Origin of the sequence: Microcoleus sp. PH2017_08_TRC_O_A (assembly GCF_020738665.1) — a bacterium.
In the GTDB taxonomy this organism is placed as follows: domain Bacteria; phylum Cyanobacteriota; class Cyanobacteriia; order Cyanobacteriales; family Microcoleaceae; genus Microcoleus.
Genome location: NZ_JAEQCE010000093.1, coordinates 23,337 through 45,724, shown reverse-complemented (window position 1 = coordinate 45,724; position 22,388 = coordinate 23,337). Strand labels below are relative to the sequence as shown.

At 44.3% G+C, this 22,388-nt stretch carries 16 protein-coding genes; 13 read left to right on the top strand and 3 right to left on the bottom strand.

Annotated elements, in window-relative coordinates; translation table 11 throughout:
* Positions 1-446: 446 nt before the first annotated feature.
* The gene (locus JGK22_RS26695; protein WP_293186632.1) at positions 447-734 is read right to left on the bottom strand and encodes a hypothetical protein; all 288 of its coding nucleotides are present in this window, start codon (positions 732-734) and stop codon (positions 447-449) included.
* Positions 735-1,144: 410 nt separating this feature from the next.
* Positions 1,145-1,339, bottom strand: coding sequence for a hypothetical protein (locus JGK22_RS26690; protein ID WP_293186631.1), 195 nt, complete (start codon positions 1,337-1,339; stop codon positions 1,145-1,147).
* 98 nt (positions 1,340-1,437) lie between these two features.
* Here JGK22_RS26690 and JGK22_RS26685 point away from each other — a divergent pair, with 98 nt between their 5' ends.
* From JGK22_RS26685 to JGK22_RS26660, 6 genes are all read left to right on the top strand, one after another.
* Positions 1,438-1,929: a DUF4168 domain-containing protein gene (locus JGK22_RS26685; RefSeq protein WP_293186630.1), complete on the top strand. Its 492-nt coding sequence runs from the start codon at positions 1,438-1,440 to the stop codon at positions 1,927-1,929.
* Between the two features lie 256 nt (positions 1,930-2,185).
* Positions 2,186-2,623 (top strand): urease accessory protein UreE, encoded by a 438-nt coding sequence (gene ureE, locus JGK22_RS26680; protein WP_293208463.1) that lies wholly within the window; start codon positions 2,186-2,188, stop codon positions 2,621-2,623.
* 269 nt (positions 2,624-2,892) lie between these two features.
* Positions 2,893-3,606: an urease accessory UreF family protein gene (locus tag JGK22_RS26675; protein WP_293186627.1), complete on the top strand. Its 714-nt coding sequence runs from the start codon at positions 2,893-2,895 to the stop codon at positions 3,604-3,606.
* Positions 3,607-3,919: 313 nt separating this feature from the next.
* Positions 3,920-4,516 carry an urease accessory protein UreG gene (gene ureG, locus JGK22_RS26670; protein WP_293186625.1) on the top strand — a complete coding sequence of 199 codons (597 nt, stop codon included), beginning with the start codon at positions 3,920-3,922 and terminating at the stop codon, positions 4,514-4,516.
* A gap of 149 nt (positions 4,517-4,665) precedes the next feature.
* Positions 4,666-5,115, top strand: a complete 450-nt coding sequence (locus tag JGK22_RS26665; protein WP_293186623.1) for a type II toxin-antitoxin system antitoxin SocA domain-containing protein — start codon at positions 4,666-4,668, stop codon at positions 5,113-5,115.
* On the top strand, positions 5,099-5,512 hold the full coding sequence (locus JGK22_RS26660; protein ID WP_293186621.1) for a hypothetical protein: 414 nt from the start codon (positions 5,099-5,101) through the stop codon (positions 5,510-5,512). Before JGK22_RS26665 ends, JGK22_RS26660 begins: the two co-directional genes overlap by 17 nt.
* A gap of 11 nt (positions 5,513-5,523) precedes the next feature.
* Here JGK22_RS26660 and murG read toward each other — a convergent pair whose 3' ends face one another.
* Positions 5,524-6,615: an undecaprenyldiphospho-muramoylpentapeptide beta-N-acetylglucosaminyltransferase gene (murG, locus tag JGK22_RS26655; protein ID WP_293208466.1), complete on the bottom strand. Its 1,092-nt coding sequence runs from the start codon at positions 6,613-6,615 to the stop codon at positions 5,524-5,526.
* A gap of 213 nt (positions 6,616-6,828) precedes the next feature.
* Here murG and JGK22_RS26650 point away from each other — a divergent pair, with 213 nt between their 5' ends.
* The 7 genes from JGK22_RS26650 to JGK22_RS26620 all read left to right on the top strand — a co-directional run bounded on the left by JGK22_RS26650 (position 6,829) and on the right by JGK22_RS26620 (position 22,260).
* Complete coding sequence (locus JGK22_RS26650) at positions 6,829-7,725, top strand: nuclear transport factor 2 family protein (RefSeq protein WP_293208469.1); 897 nt, start codon at positions 6,829-6,831, stop codon at positions 7,723-7,725.
* Positions 7,726-7,965: 240 nt separating this feature from the next.
* Positions 7,966-8,754, top strand: a complete 789-nt coding sequence (locus tag JGK22_RS26645) for an SDR family oxidoreductase (RefSeq protein ID WP_293314125.1) — start codon at positions 7,966-7,968, stop codon at positions 8,752-8,754.
* Between the two features lie 202 nt (positions 8,755-8,956).
* The gene (locus tag JGK22_RS26640; RefSeq protein WP_293186613.1) at positions 8,957-9,979 is read left to right on the top strand and encodes a calcium-binding protein; all 1,023 of its coding nucleotides are present in this window, start codon (positions 8,957-8,959) and stop codon (positions 9,977-9,979) included.
* Positions 9,980-10,951: 972 nt separating this feature from the next.
* Positions 10,952-16,549: a tetratricopeptide repeat protein gene (locus JGK22_RS26635; protein ID WP_293314122.1), complete on the top strand. Its 5,598-nt coding sequence runs from the start codon at positions 10,952-10,954 to the stop codon at positions 16,547-16,549.
* Positions 16,550-16,634: 85 nt separating this feature from the next.
* Positions 16,635-18,635: a tetratricopeptide repeat protein gene (locus JGK22_RS26630; RefSeq protein WP_293186610.1), complete on the top strand. Its 2,001-nt coding sequence runs from the start codon at positions 16,635-16,637 to the stop codon at positions 18,633-18,635.
* 599 nt (positions 18,636-19,234) lie between these two features.
* Positions 19,235-21,475: a tetratricopeptide repeat protein gene (locus JGK22_RS26625; protein WP_293186608.1), complete on the top strand. Its 2,241-nt coding sequence runs from the start codon at positions 19,235-19,237 to the stop codon at positions 21,473-21,475.
* Between the two features lie 86 nt (positions 21,476-21,561).
* The gene (locus tag JGK22_RS26620; protein WP_293193221.1) at positions 21,562-22,260 is read left to right on the top strand and encodes a class I SAM-dependent methyltransferase; all 699 of its coding nucleotides are present in this window, start codon (positions 21,562-21,564) and stop codon (positions 22,258-22,260) included.
* Positions 22,261-22,388: the final 128 nt, after the last annotated feature.

The window sequence follows — 22,388 nt, the reverse complement described above, 5'->3', positions numbered from 1 at the left end:
TCCGAATTTACGCCTGTGGACAAGTTGCGAGCCGACTCCCTTGGGTGAAGCAGGAAGCAGACCCTTCAAGAGCAATCTTGATTGAATAGTGAGACTTGAAAAAGTTTAGCTAAGTTTTGTGTAGCAGTAAATAGTAGCACCGCGCACATCGGTATGGCCCCCAGATAGGCAAGCACAACTCCACTGCTGCTCTGGGGGCTAATACTATTTTAGACTTGAGATTCTTCAGCTTCGCTCAGAACAAGTTTGAGATTTGAAATTCGGGATGATTTAGTCCGCGCAAAAACGGATAGTTGCGAACGACACTTCTGAGGATCGAACCCAAAATTTTAGACCTAACGACCGGCTTTTCGGTCAACGCTCCTGTTTAAGCTCCCAGATTAATCTGTAGATTGACATACTTCTTGGTGCCTTTCAGTAGCTTGGCTTCTCGAATTATCATGATTCTACTTTATCATAAAATATTTTAGATAAAACTTTTTAGCGACCAACTTCTTCAAGGTGGCTAAAGTCACCACCGCGTTCATCCCCACGCCTAAAGTCGGGGGCTTTCCGCTCGCTTTTCGGTAAAATCGACGTTGGTTCGGGTTCCGGTTCACTGAGTGCGCCTCTCCCAAGAGGGGATTTTCTCGATCGACAAATCCGCCTCTGCTTAACATTACATAAATGATTGAGTTGGCGATCGCATTCGCCCTTGCCAGAAACCGGGTTTTCAGCCCAAATATTTGGTTCAAATCCTTAAGATAGCGAAAAAACTGGTTTCTTTAGTCCCTTGGCGTTAGTCCTATGCTTGAAAGAATTGATGAGTGCGATCGATCCTAAATTTAACACCCTCAAAAGAATGCAATTGTAGGCCAGTGAGCCAAACCCCGATCAGTCATTCCCGAATCTCAAATCTCAAATCTCAAATCTCAAATTGTCTGACTTACCAGAAAGAATTGGTTTAAAGCCGGAACCCTTGTAGGGAGGAATTAAAATCAGACTATTCATTACTCCAATCCTCTTCCTTCGAGGTAGAGGTCGCTGTCACAGGTCAACTGTCAACTGTCAACTGAATGAAAGCCGATCGCACCTGAATTTGAATAATTAATGTGAGAAGTTTGTCAAGGACTTTTAGGATTATTTAAGATTTGAGCGGTGAGTATTATTTGGTAGAGGCAATTGGGGAACGCTCTGTAATGAAAAATACCCTGTGAATTTGGCGATCGGTTAACTTATTAAAGATGTTACAATCGGTCAAAGGATGGAAATTGCTAAAAAGTCGTGAAGCGTAGCTATCCCGATCGTGAATCGCCCTAGCAACTAGCAAATCAAGAGTGCTGGAATTAAAAATTGTCACTCAAGGGCAGGAACTTTTTGGCCACCACATTATTCTGTAATATTGAGCCTCAGTGCGCTGTGTCATTTTTATCTCCACGCAAGCAATAACCGACGACCATGAACACCTCACTCAACACCTCTAAATTTCGCCTAAACCGGATGCTGCGGCAATCGCTGTTCGCAGGCATCATTTCCGCAGCAGCTTTGGCTAGCGGATGGGCCCCTGACTTGTACGCAAAATCTCCAAGCCTTGTTTTCGGAGCGGCGGCCCAAGCTCAAGAAATTAGCAACGCCGAAATTACTAGCTACGCTCGCTCTGTCTTGGGAATCGAACCCAGACGGGAGGAAGCTATGAAGGAAATTAAAGGAATGGCTGGTGGCTCGGTTCCCAGAATAGTCTGCAACGAAACTCAGGGAATTAACAGCCTATCTGGAGGTATGCGCGGCGTGGCAGTGAATTATTGCCAACAAGCTAAAAAAATTATCGAAACCAATGGCTTGACAGTTAGTCGCTTCAATCAGCTCACTTTGCTCCAGCAACGCGATCCGGCTGTCAAACAACGAATTCAAGCCGAATTGCTGCGGTTGCAACAAGCGGGAAATCAATAAATATAGATGGTTTTAGTCTTTCTTCCTCTCCCGTTCTATAGTTTGAGTTACTGCACGGTATGCAATCATTTTTGAGAAAATGGCGATCGTCTGTAAAGAAGTGCTTGACAAAATAACCAATATTTGGTATGCAAGAATGGGAGCGGTTTAGAAAGAGATATTTTGGGCGACTACTTGCGATCGCAATTGGAAATAAAAAAGATATTCCTCAAAAACTAGATGTGAAGTCAATTCCTTTGAGGAATAGAATAGAGAAATGCTAACTTTCACAAAACGTTTACCTGCAAATCCCGATGCTGTTGTCAGCTTTAGTTTGCCGATGACAGCGGACGATCGCACTCGCAGCCGCCACCGATTCGAGACGGAGGCTGGAGAAGTGCTACACTTGGCTTTGCCTAGAGGTACGGTGTTGCGCGATCGAGATTTATTGCAGTCCGAAGACGGTAGCTGTTTGGTACTGGTAAGTGCAAAACCCGAACCGGTACTTACCACAAGGGCCTCGACAGGGCTGCTGCTGATGCGGGCGGCTTATCATTTGGGAAACCGCCACGTAGCTTTAGAAGTTGCTGATAATTATTTAAGGCTTTCTCCTGATTCTGTTTTGCAGGGAATGCTGGAAAAAATGGGTTTGGAAGTAATAGAGGAAATTGTGCCGTTTCAGCCGGAAATCGGCGCTTACGGGCACAGTCATTAGGAATGGGGAATGGGGAATGGGGAATGGGGAATTGGGCATGGGGCATGGGGCATGGGGCATGGGGCATTTCAAGCAACAAATAACAAATAACAAATAACAAATAACAGTGAACAAATAACAAATAACAAATAACAGAAATAACAAATAACAGTGAACAAATAACAAATAACAGTGAACAAATAACAAATAACAGTGAACAAATAACAAATAACAGTGAACAAATAACAAATAACAAATAACAAATAACAAATAACAAATAACAAATAACAGTGAACAATCAACTTTTATGTTTGTTGCAGTTAGCTTTTGCACCTGTGGGAGCTTATAGTTATTCTGAGGGAATCGAGAGTCTGGTAGAAGCTGGTGCGATCGACAGCGAGAGCAGTTTGAGGAATTGGTTGGAAAATTCGCTGGAATTTGGGGCGGTGCGAGTAGAAGCGGCTGTGGCGGTACGGGCTTTGAGGGCGGCGAAGATTGGGGATTTGAGGGCTTTGAGTTACTGGAATGCTTGGGCGACTGCTGCTAAGGAAACTGAAGAGTTGCGCTTGCAAAGTTGGCAGATGGGACGCACTTTGACGCGGTTGTTGCTGGATTTGCGTGAAGCGAAGCTATCCCGCAGGGAATCGCCCGTACCTTCTGGATTGACAACTATTGTAAAAGATTTGGTGGAAGTTGGTGGCAATCAGTGCAATTTTGCGATCGGCTTTGGGATTGCGGCGGCTTGCTGGCAGATTGAAGAGGAAGCGGCCGTGGTAGGATATTTGTACAGTTGGGCTGCAAATTTGGCGAGTGCGGGCGTGAAACTGATTCCTCTCGGTCAAACTGCGGGCCAACAGTTACTATTAGATTTGCAGTGTCAAATTAGTTTAACGGCGCAAGAAGTTTTACAATTAGAAGATGATGACCTCGGTAGTTGCAGTTGGGGATTGGGACTGGCTAGCATGGCGCATGAAACTCAGTACACTCGCTTGTTTCGCAGTTGAAATTTCTACTTCAAAGGTATGTTGTTGCGCTTCAGCGCTCTTCTCTTATATCTGATGAAAGAGCGCTTTCATCCAAGGTATGTAGTTGCGCTTCAGCGCTCTTCTCTTATATCTGATGAAAGAGCGCTTTCATCCAAGGTACGTAGTTGCGCTTCAGCGCTCTTCTCTTATATCTGATGAAAGAGTGCTTTCATCCAAGGTACGTAGTTGCGCTTCAGCGCTCTTCTCTTATATCTGATGAAAGAGCGCTTAAGCGCAACAACGTACCTAAAAAGCCGTCCAAGATTGCTAAAATCTAAAATCTAAAATTGCTATGAGTGCTTTTCGTGTAGGAATTGCTGGCCCGGTTGGTTCGGGAAAAACTGCTTTACTGGATGCTTTGTGTAAGACGCTGCGCCAACAGTACCAGATTGCTGTGGTGACTAATGATATCTATACTCAGGAGGATGCACAGTTTTTGGTTCGGAGTCAAGCTTTGGAGAGCGATCGCATTTTGGGAGTAGAAACTGGAGGCTGTCCCCACACTGCTATCCGCGAAGATGCTTCGATCAATTTGGTAGCTATAGAAGAGTTAGAATACAAATTTACTAATTTAGATTTAGTGTTTGTCGAAAGCGGCGGCGACAATTTGGCGGCAACTTTTAGCCCGGAGTTGGTGGATTTGACAATTTACGTGATTGATGTGGCTGCGGGGGATAAAATTCCGCGCAAGGGCGGGCCGGGAATTACTAAGTCGGATTTATTGGTAATTAATAAAACAGATCTCGCGCCTTTTGTGGGAGCAGATTTGGGCGTGATGGAACGGGATGCTAAAAAGATGCGCGGGGAGAAGCCTTTTGTGTTTACTAACCTGAAGACAAAAGAAGGCTTAGAATCGGTAGTTAATTTTGTTAAATTGAATATGGCATAGATTGAGAAAATATAGTATAATGTAAGTAAACTCCCACGGCTCGCAATTCCCCGTGAAAACGTCTCCAGACAAATATAGTCTGGTTGAGTCGCGGGAGTGTCAAAAAAATCTCGTTCTAGTTTAGCCCTTTAATGACTAGCAAGTAAGTTATGCTGAGTTGTTATGATGCAGCCAAATACTTTTTGGCTCAGGCAAGTGAAGATGCTGGCGATCTGATATCTAATCTCAAGCTTCAGAAATTGGTTTACTATGCTCAAGGCTTTCATTTAGCTTTGTACGATGAACCGCTATTTCCTGAAGCCATAGAAGCATGGACTCACGGGCCCGTTGTTCCTGATTTGTACCGTCACTATAAAAAGTATGGTACTGGTGCAATTCCATGTCCAGAATATATAAACTTTTCGATTTACGACGAAGAAACTAAGAGCCTGCTTGATGAAGTTTACTCTGTGTTTGGGCAGTTTGCTGCATGGAAGTTAAGCAACATGACACACGAAGAATATCCCTGGAAACTTGCTGCTCAAAATAGCGGAAAAATTACTCATCAATCCCTGAAAAAATACTTCAAGACTCAACTCAATTGTGAAGAAGCATCTTAAGGCAAATCAACGCCAAGAAAAAGGGAAAAGGATTTCATCTAGAGAAATTGTTGATTTACCGCCAGAGCAGCAGTCGCCTGTATTTTCTTTGCAGTACATGAATAAAGATTACTCTCTTGCTCAATGTACAAAAGATGAAAAGGCAGCTTTTGCAGATACGCTATACAAGTTAAGTCAGCTTACCTGGAGTCAAATTAATGCTTCTCCCCGTCACGGATCTGGCTATGAGAAGATTGCCCAAAGTTCTATTAGAGCGGCTATTCCTAGCCATCTTAAGGATGATGTAAATTTTATTGCTTTTCGGTTTTGCGGGATGGCTCCGATGGTTGGTTATCGAGATGGGGCTGTGCTTTATATTATTTGGCTGGATAGAGACTTTACACTTTACCCTCATTAAAAATATCTCGTTCAATTAGCAGCGCTGTCAAATTTTCGGTATCGAGTCAACAATTCTCTGACTAAATTTGCCAAACGTTCCGTACTGTCTGTCACCGCTAATTGAAGAGCAGCTTGAGACATTTTTGCCAAATATTCGGAATCTTTTAACAAATATAAGACTTTGCTTTGCAATACCTCTGCTGTCAGTTCGCTTTGACGGAATACCACGGCGGCGCCTGCTGCGGCAAATACTTCGGCGTTAAATCTTTGGTGATCGTCTGCGGCGTGGGGGAAAGGAATTAAAATAGAAGGCATTCCTGTAACTGCTAATTCTGTTAGAGCACTGGCGCCCGATCGACTAATTGCTATATTTGCTCGCTGTAACAAACCCGCTACATTATCATAAAATGGCATCGACAGATACTGTTCGTGCTTCAAGCTTTCAGCATCCGGGTCATTATTTCCGGTGAGGTGAACTACCCACGCACCCGCCTCAAACCAAGCCGGAGCACATTCGCGCACTAATTTATTGACGGCGACAGCTCCTTGGGAGCCACCCATTACTAAAATTACAGGTACGCTGTCAGGAATTGGTAACTTTAGAGGTTCGCGAGTCAAGAATTGCGATCGCACTGGCGTACCCGCAACCACCGTTTTCGCGCGGGGTAAATGCTTTGCCGCTGCTTCAAATCCGATCGCCACAGCAGTGCAAAAAGGACTAAACCACCGCGTCACCTTCCCAGGAATTGCATTAGATTCGTGGAGAATCACCGGCAAACCCAAAGAGCGAGCCGCCAAAATAGCCGGTGCTGCGATGTAACCGCCGGTAGTAAATACTCCCTGAAAATTTCCCGCTTTGAGCAACTTCCGTACCTGAATGATCGAGCCGAGGAGTCCGCCCAAAATTCGCAGTGTACCGAGTCCAAATCGCTGCTGAAAGCCTTCAACGGCGATCGTATGGAGGGGGTAAAGGGAGGGAACTAATTGCGTCTCCATGCGGTCTGGCACTCCCAGCCATTCGATCTGACAGTCGCTCAACTGACGAGCTGTGGCGATCGCCGGAAATAGATGTCCTCCCGTGCCGCTAGCTGCAACCAACAACCGCAGGGGGGTTTTTGTCAAGGTATTTGTTTCTTTTACAAGTTCCACAGGTCGATCGATTTTAGATTAGAGGTTTTAGATTATTATGCTTATTGTTCCGGCAGTTTCAGCTAATTTTCAATCAGCAATCTAAAATGAGATTGTGCCGTATCTCTCCTTCCGTTGTCAGTTTTTCGTTGCAGGCGAACCGTTGCCCGCGCCGCGACCCCTGACAAATAACCAAAGTATCATCTAATGCGTAATTTTTTGAATTTAGTGCCAAGTGTATCTCAGTATTTTGCCAGCCGTCGGGACGAAAAAGCCGATCGCGCGATCGTGTTTGGCTGCTTCGGCGGCCAGTCGATAGCTCAAATGTTGTTATGTTTAGCAGTTGTAGGTGCTGGCGTATTGCACCCGAGTGCGGTAAGCGCGATCGCGGCAACTCCCCAGGCGATCGCCCAAACCCCAGCCAATGCCCCAGCCCCACTCACCAAACTGCTAACAGAAATAGACGCAGCCGCCAACCGGCGCGATGTCAAAGCAGTCATGGCATTTTACAGCCAGAATTTCACTCATTCTGACGGCTTAAACAGCCAAAGCATGGAAAAAGCCCTCACCCAACTCTGGCAGCGATATCCGAATTTGAATTATCGCACCGAACTGAAGTCTTGGAAAACCGAAGGTAACGCAATTATCGCTGATACCGTAACTACAATTGCAGGCACCCAGAAACAGGATGGCAGAGAATTAAACCTCAAAGCTACCATCCGTTCTCAGCAGCGCTTTGAGGGTGAAAAAATAGTTAAGCAAGAAATTTTAGCAGAACAAAATCAGATTACTTCTGGTAAAAATCCTCCCAAACTTCAAGTAAATGTGCCGGAGCAAGTGAAGGTGGGCGAAGAGTACAATTTTGATGCCATTGTACTAGAGCCGATCGGCAATGACATTTTAATCGGAACTATTTTGGAGGAGCCCGTTAACGAAAAAACTTTTTTCAAGTCCGCAGAAGTCGATCTGGATTTGCTGAATTCCGGCGGGATTTTTAAAGTAGGTAAAGCTCCGGCTACTCCTGAAAATCGCTGGATTTCAGCAGTTTTGATGCGACAAGGCGGAATTGCAATGGTTAGCGTGCGATTGCGGGTTGTTAAATAATAAAATAGGTGTTATGGGGAATTGGGCATCGGGCATCGGGCATCGGGCATCGGGCATTGGAATCAGAACCTGGAAGCTTATCGATCGCAAATAACCAATAACAACTGCTAACAGTCAACTATCAACTGACAACTGCTAACAGTCAACTGTCAACTGACAACTGACAACTGTCAACTATCAACTGACAACTGCTAACAGTCAACTGTCAACTGTCAACTGTCAACTGTCAACTGACAAAAAATGATTTCTATCCAAAATCAAATTGTTTTCATTACCGGTGCCAGTAGCGGTATCGGAGCAGCCTGTGGCAAGATATTCGCCACAGGTGGAGCCAAACTAATTTTAGCAGCCCGCCGCCGGGAAAAGCTCGATCGCCTTGCCAAAGAACTTGCAGACACAAAATTAGTCTCCTCAGCGAACGAGATTTACTTGCTAGAATTGGACGTGCGCGATCGCCCGCAAGTCGAATCGGCGATCGCTGCACTGCCCGACGCCTGGAAAAACATCGATATTCTGATTAACAATGCGGGATTGAGCCGCGGTTTAGACAAACTGCACGAAGGCAACTTTCAAGATTGGGAAGAAATGATTGATACCAATGTGAAAGGCTTGCTGTACATGACTCGCTACATCGTGCCTGGAATGGTCAGCCGAGGCCGCGGCCACGTAGTCAATATCGGCTCAATAGCAGGCCGTCAAGCTTACCCGAAAGGTAATGTTTATTGCGCTTCCAAAGCAGCGGTGAGAGCTATTTCTGAAGGATTGAAACAAGACCTTTTGGGAACACCAGTGCGGGTGACGGAAATAGAACCTGGTTTGGTGGAAACAGAATTTAGCAGTGTCCGCTTTCACGGCGATTCAGACAAGGCAAAAAATGTCTATCAAGGACTGACACCGCTGACTGCTGAGGATGTAGCGGATGTCGTGTATTTCTGCGCGACGCGATCGCCCCACGTCAATATTAGCGAAGTCTTGCTAGTTCCGACAGACCAAGCTAGTGCAACTCTAGTTCATAGAAAAGAGTTTTGAGTTTTTAATGAAAGACGTATGGATAGTTAAATAGTTCCCGGTTTCATCTGTATTTTTCAAGAGAAAAAAATCCAATAAATCATTGGATTTTTTTGAGTGATTTCATATACAACCATTCCGGACATCAGGATTTTAGCCAGTAAAATTCACAAGAGATATGAAGACTCCCGATAGATATCCCCCCTATGCGAGATGACTGGCTATGTCCCAAATAACAAATCCAACTCAACCCCTAAGCGTTCAACCGAACGCTATTGGCGGTTTAATTATTCAAGGCTCGCCCGATATACCAAACAGGATTAACGGTAGTAGCGGTTCGGATCAAATCATTCTAGGTTCTGGTAACGATGAAGTAGCAGCTCTAGGTGGCAATGACATCATATTTGCTCTAGACGGCAATGACACCGTAAGAGGTGGCGACGGCAATGATACTGTCTTCGCCGGTAAAGGCGATGATTTAATCGAGGGCGGTGCTGGCGAAGACGTTCTTTTTGGCAATCAAGGAGCCGATACCATCCGCAGTGGAGAAGGCAATGATACTGTTTTTGGAGGTAAAGGTGATGATTTGATAGACGGTGGCAGTGGCGATGACTTCCTGTTTGGCGACCTCGGCAACGACAACATTTTCGGCGGTGACGGGAACGACAACCTTTTCGGCGGTGAGGGCAATGACTACCTTATCGGTGGTGAAGGAAATGATACTTTGTTCGGCGGTAAAGGCGATGATGTGGTTGAGGGAGGCCCTGGAGATGACTTTGTAAATGGCAATTTAGGAAATGACACCGTTAGGGGCGGCGAAGGAAACGATATTTTGTTTGGCGGCAAAGGCAATGACATCGTAGAAGGCGGTGCCGGCAACGATATTATTTCTGGCAACAGAGGAAATGATACCCTCACAGGTGGTGCAGGAGCAGATACATTCCGCTTCGAGTTTGTCGGTGCCGATAATATGGATACGCTGACAGATTTCAATCCTACAGAAGATAAAATTCAACTCGATGGAGCTGTATTTAATGCTTTGATACCGGGCAATCTAGTTGGCAACCAATTTATTACAGACCCCAATTTCAATCCCAACACTCCTGGGACTCCGGGCGCGGCTAATGTCGTCTACAACCCGGCTGACGGTTTGCTGTACTACCGCAATCAAAACGGACAAGTTTCGATTGTTGCCCAAGTCGGTTCTAACCTGAATCTTGGGTCAAACAACTTTGAAATTATCTAAATTTCAACCCTATGTAGGGTATATCTACCATTGACATATAACTTTTATCAAAAAGATTAGATACTCATGCGGATAGGGCATTGGGCATTGGGCATTGGGCATTGGGCATTGGGCATTGGGCATTAAGATACCTCACTTTTTTTAGAACCGCTATAGATTTGAGATTTGAGATTGAGGGATTGATTGGTCAATACTTCTTTCTGATAATTAATTAGATTTGAGAGTTTAGATTTTATTAGACTTGAGCCGTAGCCGTAGGGTGCGTCAGGTAGAATATTCTTCGTCTGTTATCAAAAATAATCGCCCTGACGCACCCTACAATAACTTTGAATTTTATTGAATTTTAAAATACTTGAAGATATAAATCTAGTGGGAGAACAAGAGTCTATTTTTTTTGATTCAACTCTGACGCTCCTGTGGGAAAGCAAGTATTTATTTTTTGCTATGATTTTTTTTTAAACTGATAACAAACAAGAAAATTCATTATATATAGCACTAACTCTTGCCAATCTTTTTGATGTGGATTATATATAGAGAAGGTACGGTGTATCGCCTGAAAAATAGAGCGTAAATTCTGATTAACAACAAGCCTTGTTACTGTTACTCAGATCTGTCACAACTTACGTACTGCTGCCCAAAAAACTGAATACTTTACTGATTCGAGGTAGGCAACGAAGTAGTTGAGTGAAAATACCTGGTTTCAGATACCATTGTCTCAAAATCATACAACTGTAGGTTAGGGAGTATCCAAACCGATATCAATCAACGCTCCCCCATCGAAAATCCCAAATAGAACATAGTAAGACGATCCGTGCTTCATTCAGTTGACAGTTGACAGTTGACAGTTGACAGTTGACAGCGGCCTCTTCCGGTCAGTCCGAGGATTGGAGTAATGAATAGTCTGATTTGAATTTCTCCCGATCGGGGTTCCGGCTTTAAACCAATTCTTTCTGGTAAGTCCTAATCAGTGTGATGTCAGTTATGACTAGCGGCCACAATTTACATTTTAAAATCAGTAATTTAACTGCGATCGCCACCGAAGCGATCGCACAAAATACCAATTTAGATGTCAGAACTCTTTACAAGACTGGCACTGCTTTCCAACAGCAAGGAAAAATAGCAGCAGCAATTGACAGTTACCAGCAAGCGATATCCTGCTGGAAACAAAGCTCCGATCGAGCAGTTTTACCCTGGGCTGTCAAAGCATACAGCAATTGGGGCTGCATTCTGGCGCAGGAAGGCAAATTTGATGAAGCAATGGCAGTTTTTCAAACGGGAATAGCTGTTGCGCCCGATGATGCTGCTCTGTACCATAATTTAGGTATTGTGCTGTTGGAAGTGCGGAAACCCCAGGAAGCGATCGCCCTTTACCGCCGCGCGATCGAGTTGCAGCCAGAGTTAGTTATTGCCCGTTACAATTTGGGAAAAGCCTTCCAACAGTTGGGGCTGCATACTTTTGCCGGAGAATGTTTCGATCGGGTAATTAGCCAAAATCCCGATCGAGTTGCGGTGTATGGCGATCGGGCTATTTCCCTGATCGCACAAGGCAAATTAGCTGAGGCAATGCTATGTTTTCAAAATGCGATCGCTCTCCAAAGCGAGTTTGTTGAGGGTTTTTGCCACCACGTAGAGATGCGGTTGACGGAGGTAGCAGATCTCAATGAACTCGATCGCTCTCAAATAGCCTGTGTCCGATTTCTCAGGCAACTTCAAGAAAAAAACGGCTCTAATTCTGCCATTTCTAGTCTTGCTCAAAATCCGCTGAATTTGTCATCATTGCTCCTCAATTTAGCAGAAACTTACTTTCATCTGGGAAATGCCTTGGCTGAGTACGGCGGGCACGAACAAGCGGAACAATATTACCAAAAAGCTTTACAAATTCAACCTCAGAATGCGGATATTTACTTGCGACTGGCTGATTGCTTGAGTCAGCAGCAACGATTTTCGGCAGCGATTGTAATTTACCGTCTAGTGCTGGCAATTGCGGGCGATCGATCTGATATTTGCGAGCCGTTGCAGGCTGTATTGAAACAACAGCAGAAGTTGCAGCAACTGACTCGCCTTTCCCCCAGTCTAGATCCCCCTAAATCCCCCTTAAAAAGGGGGACTTTGAAAGCGCTTCCGGTTCCCCCCTTAAGAAGGGGGGCTAGGGGGGATCGAGATCTAAAGGTCGATCGCCCAGATGATTCCCCTGCAAAAATCCCTGTCGCACCTCAATCCTTCGGACACCCCAGACTTACCATTTTGGGAGATATTGAAAACTCCCAATTTGAGAGTTCCTTACCCTCCATTGTTAACTGGAACCAACAGCAGAAATCCGAATGTCATGGTTTAGATTGTCAGCGGTGTCTCAGGCGGATTTTCAAACAGTTTGAACCCGTGCATTTAGGTGATGGCGTATATTCTTGCGACGGCCAGGCAAAAACAGCGTTTGATTCGCCGGAAACCTTTGTGACTTCCCTCCCCAACGGGCGGGCTTGGATTGTACCGCAGAAAAATTCTTGGATGATTTGCAATGCTATTGCGATTATAGATGAACAAGATCGGCTGTTACCCGAACTTTCCCGCGAATATCCGGGCGAGTTACCCGGATGCGACAATCAACATTCTACTCAGCACAGGTTTTTGAAGTTAAAACCGGAAGAATTGCCGCCTTTAGAAAAGATAGACGGTACGGTGGCGGTATTGGCCGGACTTTCGGGAAATGTCTATTTTCACTGGATGGTAGATATCTTGCCCCGCATCGAAATTCTGCACCGTTGGGGGGTAAATCTGGAGGAGATAGATTGGTTTTTGGTGAATAGCTGCCAGCAGCCTTTTCAGCGAGAAACCCTGAAAGCATTGGGAATTCCTGAATATAAGATTATTGAGAGCGATCGCCATCCTTACATTCAAGCCAAACATTTAATTGTTCCCTCTTTTTCAGGATATTTGGGCTGGCTGTCACCCCAGGGGCTGGAGTTTTTGAGGCGAGTTTTTGCAGGAGAACAATCTCCTAAACTCCCAGAAAGTTGCGCTGGGGAGAGCAAAAATACTCAGCCAGAACGCATTTATATCAGCCGCAACAAATGTAGCTACCGACGAGTTATCAATGAAGAACAAGTCATCGATTTTTTAAGCGGATTTGGCTTTGTTCCAGTGCTACTAGAATCTATGACTTTGAACGAACAGATAACTTTATTTGCTCGTGCCAAAGTAATTATTGCGCCGCACGGGAGCGGTTTAACAAATATTATCTTCTGTTCTCCCGGAACAAAGGTAATTGAGCTGACCTCTGGGAATTATATCAGGCATTACTATTGGGCGATCGGTCAGCAGCTAAATCTCGAACATTATTACGTAACAGGAGAGAACTTTGAGTGCTATCCAATCCGACAGTTAATGTATCAAAATCCATTAACTGAAGATATTTTGGTGAATTTGAAGGATCTCAAAATAATGCTGGGCAATGTCAATGTCATTCCCTCAAAAAAACCACTAAATTTAATATCGCGAGAAAACCCTAAAAGAACCATCAAAATCATGAACCAAGAATCAGGCGATTATTTCCAAAAGCGGGCAGAGTTTTATTTAAAACAAGGCAAGTTAGCTGATGCTCTAGCTGCTTGCGAGCAAGCCCTGAAACAACAACCTAATTTTGCGCCAGCTTACAAGACTTTGGGCAAAATTAGTGCGGCACAAGGAAATTCAGCTAAGGCAAAGCATTGGTACACAAAAGCTCTGGAATTTAAGCCCAATTTTGCGGAAGTTTATACTGACCTTGCCGCTCTGTATGGCGCAGAAAAAAATTGGGAAATGGCTTTAGCTTGTCACCAAAAGTCAACATCCCTACCGATGACAAATATGCCAACCCATCAGAATGACATCCCAGAAATTTTAGGTTTCAATCCTGACGATATTGAAGTCTACATTCAAGGTGCAGAATCGTTTTATGCTCTCAGGAAATTTGAGCAGGCTGCGACAGCTTGCCAGCGAGTTATCCAAGTTAAACCCGATGCGAGGGTTTATAAAATTTGGGGGAATGCTAGGCAAGCTCAAGGCAAGGTAGAGGAAGCGAAAAACTGTTACGCTAAGGCTATTGAACTCGATCCTGATTTTGCTGAAGCTTATACTAATTTGGGGACGATTTATGCTCAGGAACAGCAGTGGCAATCGGCGATCGCATTTTACCAAAAGGCGATCGCCCTTCAGCCGAATTTAGCATCAACTTACCGCAATTTAGCTCGGGTGTGGGCGCAAATGGGGCAGCTATCGGAGGCTGACGGGTGCTGGTTTAAAGCGTATTCTCTGGAACCTGCCAAAGCCACGCCTGAAGAACACATCCAATTGGGCGATAACTTTTTGAGGCAGAATCAGGTAACGCAGGCAATACGCTGTTACTGCCACGCGATCGAGCTAAACCCCAATTTTAACCAGGCTTACCAACAGTTAGGCAATGCTCTCAAAGCTCAAAGAAAGTTGCAGGAAGAAGTTGCTAACTATCGAAAAAGTAGTGAAGATCGCGCTAATCTTTCTGAGGATTTGTTGAATACAGTAGTCGTGGGTACTAACCCAAAAGCTGAGTTACCTCAGAATCTCCAAACATCTACTTTGCAGGCAAATATTCCAGCTAATTTATTGCAACTAGATTCGACAAGTTCTGCTGAAAAGCCTCGCGTACAGTTGCAGCAACAGCAAACAATTCCTGCTGTACCGGAACTGTTAAATACGATCGCCAATTCGGCAAATTCTGCACCCGCTGTTCCCAACTCGGCTGATGTTTCGCCCCAGGTGACTGTTGTTGACAGCGGTTTTGCGACAGATTTTCGGAAACAGGATACGGCTGATAACTGCATTCAGCGGGCAGAATCCTATTGCGCTCAAAAACAATTCGATCTGGCTATTGCTGAGTGCAAGCAAGCCATTGAGATTCAACCCGATGCGGTGGCTGCTTACAAACTGTGGGGCAGTATTTTGCAAGGGCGGGGGAATTTAGTAGGGGCGATCGAGTGCTATCAAACAGTTGTCAAAATTAATTCTAGCGACGTGCAAGCCCACGTAAATCTCGGCAGTTTGTATGCCATGAAACAACAGCGACAGCAGGCAATTGCTTGTTACCAAAAGGCGATCGCCCTCCAGCCGAATTTAGCAGCAGCTTACCGGAATTTGGCTAGGGTGTGGACGCAGGATGGCAAGCTGGAAGAGGCGAATGAGTGCTGGTACGAAGCGTTTTCTCTGGAACCGGAAAAGGTATCGCCCAATCACCACTTTAAACTGGGAAATATTTTGTTTCGGCAAGGCAAAATCCCTCAGGCGATCGCCTGTTACCAGCGCGCGATCGAGTTAAATCCGAACTTGAATGGTGTTTACCAAAATCTGGCAAAAGCGCTGACAAAAGAAGGCAGGTTGGATGAAGCTGCTGTCTGCTTGCAAAAAGCGGTGGCACTTAACGGCAACTATTCACTATCTAGTAAAGCAGTGGATTCTGTTCCCGCCACGACAGGGGTAAGCGCCTATCAAAACAGTCGCCAAACTGCGGTGGAAACTGGGGATACCATTGTTTCTTCGGTACAGATAAATAATCCTGCAAAGTCTGCGGAAACTCTCAGATTGTCTGCAAAGGCGATCGACTCAGACAAACCTGTGGCAGTTGCCAATTCTCTCAGTGCAGAAGCATACATCAAACAGGCAGAATCTTATTACGCCCAGGGTAAATTTGATGAGGCGATAACTGAGTGCAAGCGAGCCATTGAAATCACACCTGAGGCGGCAATTGCTTACAAGATTGCGGGGAATGCTACTCAAGCAATGGGAAAAGTTGATGCTGCTAGGTATTGGTACACTGAAGCCTTGGAAATTGACCCCAATTTTGCTGAAATTCATGCAAATTTAGGCAGCATCTACGCTCGTCAAAAACTGTGGCAAAAGTCAATTGTTTGTTATAAAAAAGCAATTGAAATTAAACCAGATCTCGTAGTGGCTTACCGGAATTTAGCTCAAGTTTTTGTGCAGTCTGGCTTTCCCCAAGTAGGGGCAGAATACTGGTATGAAGCTCTCACTTTAGATATCAAGTGGGCAACTGCTGAGGAACACTTTACTCTGGGCAATACTTTGCTACAGTTCGGTCAGTTGGAGAAGGCAATTTCCTGTTACCGGCGGGCAATTCAGTTGCAGCCGAGTTATGCGGATGCTTATCACAATTTAGGGGAAGTTTTGAGCGTTCGGGGTGAGTGGGAAGATGCGATCGCAGTTTACCAGCAAGCGATCGAACTGAACCCATATTATGAGGGGTCTCATTACAGTTTGGGGAAAGTTTGGGCTAGTCTCGATCGGCGGGAAGACGCGATCGCCTGTTATCGGACGGCGATCGAATTAAATCCCCACTTTGCTCAAGCATATCAAAGTTTGGGGGAAGTTTTAGATAGTCGCGGTCAGTTGGATGAGGCGATCGGGTGTTATGAAAAAACCATTGAATTGAAACCTGATATCTGGGAACTTCACCAAAAATTAGGTGATGCTTTGCAAGAAAAAGGCGAAATTGATGGAGCGATTCACGCTTACAACCGCGCGATAGAACTGGCAAATAATTAGTTATCTATTTTCCGGATACTGATTCAGGAAACAGAATAATAAATCACAAGGATTTGACTGTATCAATTTTTAGCAGGTATAGGATATGAACAGCGAAACCAATAATATCATAGAATTTCCTCTTAATAACAATTCCGATTCATTCCTCGCGCGCCAACCAATTGACAATTTGTTGAATCCGCAATCTTTGGTTTTAAAAAGAATCTACTTAGAAGGTGACGAACAAGATAGGAAGAAAGTGCGCGATTCCTATAGCATAGTCAATGCTAGCTTTAGCCATGCTAAACCTCACTACAGTTTAGGAAAAGTTTTTGCCAAAAAAGGAGAGTGGGATAAGGCTATTTCGTCCTACCGTCAAGCCTTAGATTTGACATCTGATTCAGCGGAAATTTACCAGAGTTTGGGAGATGCTCTTGTTAAAAAGAGCGAGTTAGATGAAGCTGTCATAATTTATCAAAAAGCTATCGAAATTCAGCCTTCTCTGTGGGAAGTCCACCACAATTTGGGGGATGTTTTGCAAGTACAAGGAAGATTAGATGAGGCTGTTGCTGCGTATCGTCGGGCGATCGCCTTTAACCCCGATTTTTCTTGGTCGCACAATAATTTAGGGGATGTGCTGATTAAGCAGGAGATGTGGGAAGAGGCAGCCCAAGCGTATAAAAGTGCGATCGGGCTAAATCCAGGCTTCCATTGGTCTCACTATAACTTGGCGGATGCTTTAGTGCAGTTGGAGAGGTGGGAAGAGGCGATCGCCACTTATCGGTGTGCAATTAATTTAAAATCGGATCTGCCTTGCGTGCAAGAAAAGTTAGCAGATGCGCTGAAAAATCACAGTCCGCTGTCAGCCAAAGAAGCTATTAGTTGTTACAGTCAAGCTATTGAGGAAAATCCAGATAATATCAAAGTCTATCACAAGGCTTTGGAAGTTAATCCAAAAGACCCGAAACTCTATTTAGGTTTGGGTAATGCTCTCGCAAGACAGGACAATAGAGATGGAGCGATCGTATTTTATCAGATGGGGCTACAGTTCAAGCCTGGTGACTTTGAACTTTCTTTGCAGTTATCCAAAGCCTTGATAAATATCAAGGATGGATTTGAGGATGCGGCAATAGAGTCGCAAGCCGAGACGATCGACTTTTATAGCAAGCAGAGGGCAAATTATGTCAACTCCTCAAAAATGCTGTTACCAGTTCAATTCTCGCCGATCTCAAAATCTATACGATATCAAGTTGATATTGTTGTCTGCGTTCATAATGCTTTAGAGGATGTGAAAGAGTGTTTAACCTCTATTGTCCGACACACCAAGGTTGACTATCGCTTGCTCATTGTAGATGATGGCTCTCAACCAGAAACTAGAGATTTTATTCAGGCGTGGGTTAAAGATGTTTCGCAAGCAATTGTTTTGAGAAATGAGACGGCTCGCGGTTATACCAAAGCAGCTAATATCGGTATGCGGGCCAGTACGGGTGACTATATAATTTTGTTGAATAGCGACACAATTGTCACTCCTGGCTGGATAGAAAAATTAGTTGACTGTGCTAATTCACGAAAAGATATTGGCATAGTCGGGCCTCTGTCAAATTGTGCATCTTGGCAATCGATTCCTGAAATATTTGACAATAAGGGGGGCTGGATGATTAACAGCGTTCCTGATGGATTTTCACTGGAGACTTTTAGTGAATTAGTAGAAAATGTTTCGGAAAAGGCATTTCCTAATGTGAATTTTGTTAATGGCTTCTGCTACATGATTAAGAGAGCAGTGCTTGAGGCAATTGGGTGGCTGGATGAAGAGAGTTTTCCCTACGGGTATGGGGAAGAGAATGATTTTTCAATTCGAGCTAAGAAAGCTGGGTTTAAACTAGCGATCGCTGACAATGCCTATGTCTATCACTCTAAGTCTAAAAGTTTTGGACACGAACGCCGTCAAGAGCTTTCTAAACAAGGTTCTACAGCGTTTAAACAGAAGCATCCCGATATTAATGTCAAAGCTTTGACTGAGGAAATCAAGAACAATCAAACTCTCGATCGTTTACGCCTCAAGCTCCGCGAACATATCATATCAAATCCGGCAGCATCGGTATTATGAGAGTGCGAGCGTCTCGCTCGCGGCATAGATCGCGGCATAGATCGCACTGATAAACTGTTCTGCATTTAAATTGGATATCAAAAAAAATCAGACTCTTGTGGGGTGTCCCGCCCGCCCTGAATATACAATTTAAATGTGCGATAGCTTATCATCCAAATATATTATTCCGAGGGAGCATCCCGATTGTGCAAACATATCCGCAAGGGCGAAGCATTCGCGCCTGTATCCTATCGACTATATGAGAGATTTTTAGCGCGAATGCTTCGCCCCTACAAAAACGGGATGCTCTCTATTCCGATGCAGCCGGAAATGATATTAGTCATTAGTTAGCAGTCATTAGGGGTGCATCTCAATGCAAGCGAATATATCCGTAGGGGCGAAGCATGACCGCAGAAAATAGGAGGTTATAACTAATAATTTATATGCGGTCATGCTTCGCCCTCTTCAAAAACCAGATGCACCTGTCATTAGTCAGCAGTCATTAGTCATTAGTTACTGATTATTGGGAAATATTAAAAAATAACAAATAACAAATAACACATAACAACTGTCAACTGTCAACTGTCCACTGTCAACTATCAACTGAAAATAGGGTTTATATGTCAGAAAAAGTCGATCTAGAAAAGGCAGAAAATCATTTCCAAACTGGCCAAAAACTTGAACGGGAAGGGAAATTAGAAGAAGCGATCGCTATTTACGCTCAAGCTATTCAAGCCAACCCAAATAACTCTGAGTTTCACCGCAGTTTAGGAGAGGTTTTGCAACGGCTGGGGCGACATTCTGAAGCGATCGCCAGCTACCGTAAAGCTATAGAGCTGCAACCGAAGTTTTCTAAAGCTTACCACAACCTAGGAAATGCCCTGAGCCAAATGAAGCAGTGGTCTGAAGCGATCGCCTCTTACCGTCAGGCGATCGAACTCAAACCCAACCTCCCCACAGCTTACTACCGTTTAGGGGAAGCTTTGCAACAACTTGGAGAAATGGAAGAAGCGATTGTCGCTTACCGTCAAGCTATTGAACTCAACCCAAATAACCCTGACTTTCACCACAGTTTAGGGGAATTTTGGCGGCAACAAGGGAAATATCAGGAAGCGATCGCCTGTTACCGTCAAGCTATTGAGCTGCAACCGAAGTTTTTTAAAGCTTACCATAACTTAGGAAATGCTCTGGGTCAACTGAAGCAATGGTCTGAAGCGATCGCCTCTTACCGTCAGGCGATCGAACTTAACCCAAATATTCCTGAGTTGCAATTCAGCTTAGGAGAGCTTTTGCAGCAACAAGGGAGACATTCCGAGGCTATCCCTTGTTACCGTAAAGCTATAGAGCTGCAACCGAAGTTTTCTAAAGCTTACCACAACCTAGGAAATGCTCTAGGTCAAATGAAGCAGTGGTCTGAAGCGATCGCCTCTTACCGTCAGGCGATCGAACTCAAACCCAACCTCCCCACTGCTTGCTATCGTTTGGGCGAAGCTTTGCAACAACTTGGACAGATAGATGAGGCGATCGCCAGTTACCGTAAAGCTATTGAACTGAAACCCGATTCTTCGGCCAAATTTTACTACAATTTAGGAGAACTTCTCAGCCAAAGACAGCAGTGGGAAGAGGCAATTAGCTGTTACAGTCAAGCATTCGAGCTTGACCCAAACTTTTCGCCAGCCTATTACAAATTAAGGCAAGCCTTAGCCCAAAACGGTCAGCCCGATCCACAAGACAAAACAGTTTCCTACGAGCGATCTGCTGTCAAGTTAAATGTCAATCATGAATTTCCCAAAATTTTGTTTATTCTCCCCGTCAAAGGCGGTGGAGGAGGCGCTCATTCAGTAGTGCAAGAATCCTTAGCACTTTATCGCTCTGGGATTCCTATCAAAATAGCCGTCAATCAGTCTAACTTTACTGACTTTTTAAATGGTTACAAAGAAATTCCCGAAATTGGTGAAATTGCAGCTTCTTATCAAACTTTAACTGAGTTCAAAAAATTAGCTCAAGATTTCTCTGTAGTCTGTGCTACTACTTACAGTTCAGTAAAAATCCTGGAAGCGTTAGTTAGAGAAAATCCCCAGATATTGCCAGCTTACTACATACAAGATTACGAACCATTATTTTCTTACATAGATACTCCAGAATGGGAAGAAGCGCGACAATCCTATGGACTGATTCCCCATGCTATCCAGTTTGCTAAAACTCAGTGGTTGTGCGAGATTGTTAATCGCAATCATGCTGTTAAAGTCCACAAAGTAGAAGCCAGCATCGACCATCAAGTTTACTCCCCCGATCTGAAGAGTGAAAACTCTCGTATAGAGATTTCTATGATGGTAAGATTCACCACGGCCAGACGCGCTCCCCGTCGTACATTAGCTGTCGCTAAAATTTTATCAGATTTGTTTCCAAATCAAGTACATTTTACTATCTTTGGCTCTGACCGGAGTCTGATTGAATCTGCTGGGATACCGATTCCAGAAAATACTACGATTTTTCCTCATCTGAGTCGCTCCGAAGTCGCGGCCCTGCTGCGAAACTCAGATATATTTCTAGATCTTTCTGATTTCCAGGCTTTTGGCCGTACAGCTATAGAAGCAATGGCTTCTGGCTGCATTCCAGTTGTCCCCGATAAAGGAGGAACAGATGAATTTGCGATCGCTGACTTTAACTCCGTAGTCGTTGACACCACATCGATTGAGGATTGTGTCAAGGGAATTGGTAAGCTCATTCAAGCCGATCGCAATGTCTTATTGCAACTCAAGTTAAATGCTATTGAAACAGCGGCTAGATATTCACCAAAACGTGCTGCTTTTAGCATTTACAATCTTTTCTGCAATGAGCTACTTCAACTTGCTTCATAGATAGATATTTTTAGGAGTTTCAAGTAAGTATTATGTTAGACCCTGTTCTTCAAAGACGATATCTCAATAAAGTTCAGCTCCAACTAATGACCAGAAAGCGATGGGCTTACCTACGCTATCTTCAGATGCGTGAAGGATTAATCGAAGCCTTAAAAACGGCAGAAATCAAATCCTTTCTCAGCGTTGGCTGTGGAGCTGGATTAACGGAGGTAGCTCTCGCTCTAGAATTTCCTGCAATTGAGTTTTACCTCACGGATATTGATACTAAAGCCAATATTCAACAGCGATTAGGGATGCGGATGGCCACCGAATGGGTGATTGAAAATGTCAAATGTGACACTTACGATACTTTGACTCCCTCATCAGAATCCTACGATCTAGTAGCCTCGATTGAAGTCCTAGAACATATCGAGGCTGACAAAAAAGCAGCGATTAATATGCGTGCAGCATCACGGAAGTATGTATTTGCACTTGTTCCATTTGCCAGTCATGAAACTAACCTCAATAAAAAAATGAGAGAAAGTGTCTGGAAAAATCACCAGCATTATCGCGTCGGCTACAATGCTGATAGCATCCAGGAAATTTTCCCAGATATTACAATTTTACGTGGGTGTTACTGGAACGATGCTGGTATTAAACTGCGCCAAAAACTTGAACACTTGTCTGATGAAGAAATCCGGGCTTTATTGCCACATTTAACTCAGCTAGCTAAAACAGATATTCGTAACAGTATCCCTGGCGCTGATGGAAATTGTCATGGAATGTGGATTTTGTCAAAAGTCTGAATTATATCTTTTGACAGTTGACAGTTGACGGTTGACTGTTGACTGTTGATAGTTTACAGCATTTGACAAATTAGGTACGTAGTTGCGCTTCAGCGCTCTTTCCTGATATTAGCTAAGAGCGCTGAAGC

Coding starts and splice junctions, on each gene's coding strand:
- JGK22_RS26685 (WP_293186630.1), top strand. CDS start 1,438: ATGAACACCTCACTCAACACCTCTAAATTTCGCCTAAACCGGATGCTG.
- ureE (WP_293208463.1), top strand. CDS start 2,186: ATGCTAACTTTCACAAAACGTTTACCTGCAAATCCCGATGCTGTTGTC.
- ureG (WP_293186625.1), top strand. CDS start 3,920: ATGAGTGCTTTTCGTGTAGGAATTGCTGGCCCGGTTGGTTCGGGAAAA.
- JGK22_RS26665 (WP_293186623.1), top strand. CDS start 4,666: ATGCTGAGTTGTTATGATGCAGCCAAATACTTTTTGGCTCAGGCAAGT.
- JGK22_RS26650 (WP_293208469.1), top strand. CDS start 6,829: ATGCGTAATTTTTTGAATTTAGTGCCAAGTGTATCTCAGTATTTTGCC.
- JGK22_RS26645 (WP_293314125.1), top strand. CDS start 7,966: ATGATTTCTATCCAAAATCAAATTGTTTTCATTACCGGTGCCAGTAGC.
- JGK22_RS26640 (WP_293186613.1), top strand. CDS start 8,957: ATGTCCCAAATAACAAATCCAACTCAACCCCTAAGCGTTCAACCGAAC.
- JGK22_RS26635 (WP_293314122.1), top strand. CDS start 10,952: ATGTCAGTTATGACTAGCGGCCACAATTTACATTTTAAAATCAGTAAT.
- JGK22_RS26630 (WP_293186610.1), top strand. CDS start 16,635: ATGAACAGCGAAACCAATAATATCATAGAATTTCCTCTTAATAACAAT.
- JGK22_RS26625 (WP_293186608.1), top strand. CDS start 19,235: ATGTCAGAAAAAGTCGATCTAGAAAAGGCAGAAAATCATTTCCAAACT.
- JGK22_RS26620 (WP_293193221.1), top strand. CDS start 21,562: ATGACCAGAAAGCGATGGGCTTACCTACGCTATCTTCAGATGCGTGAA.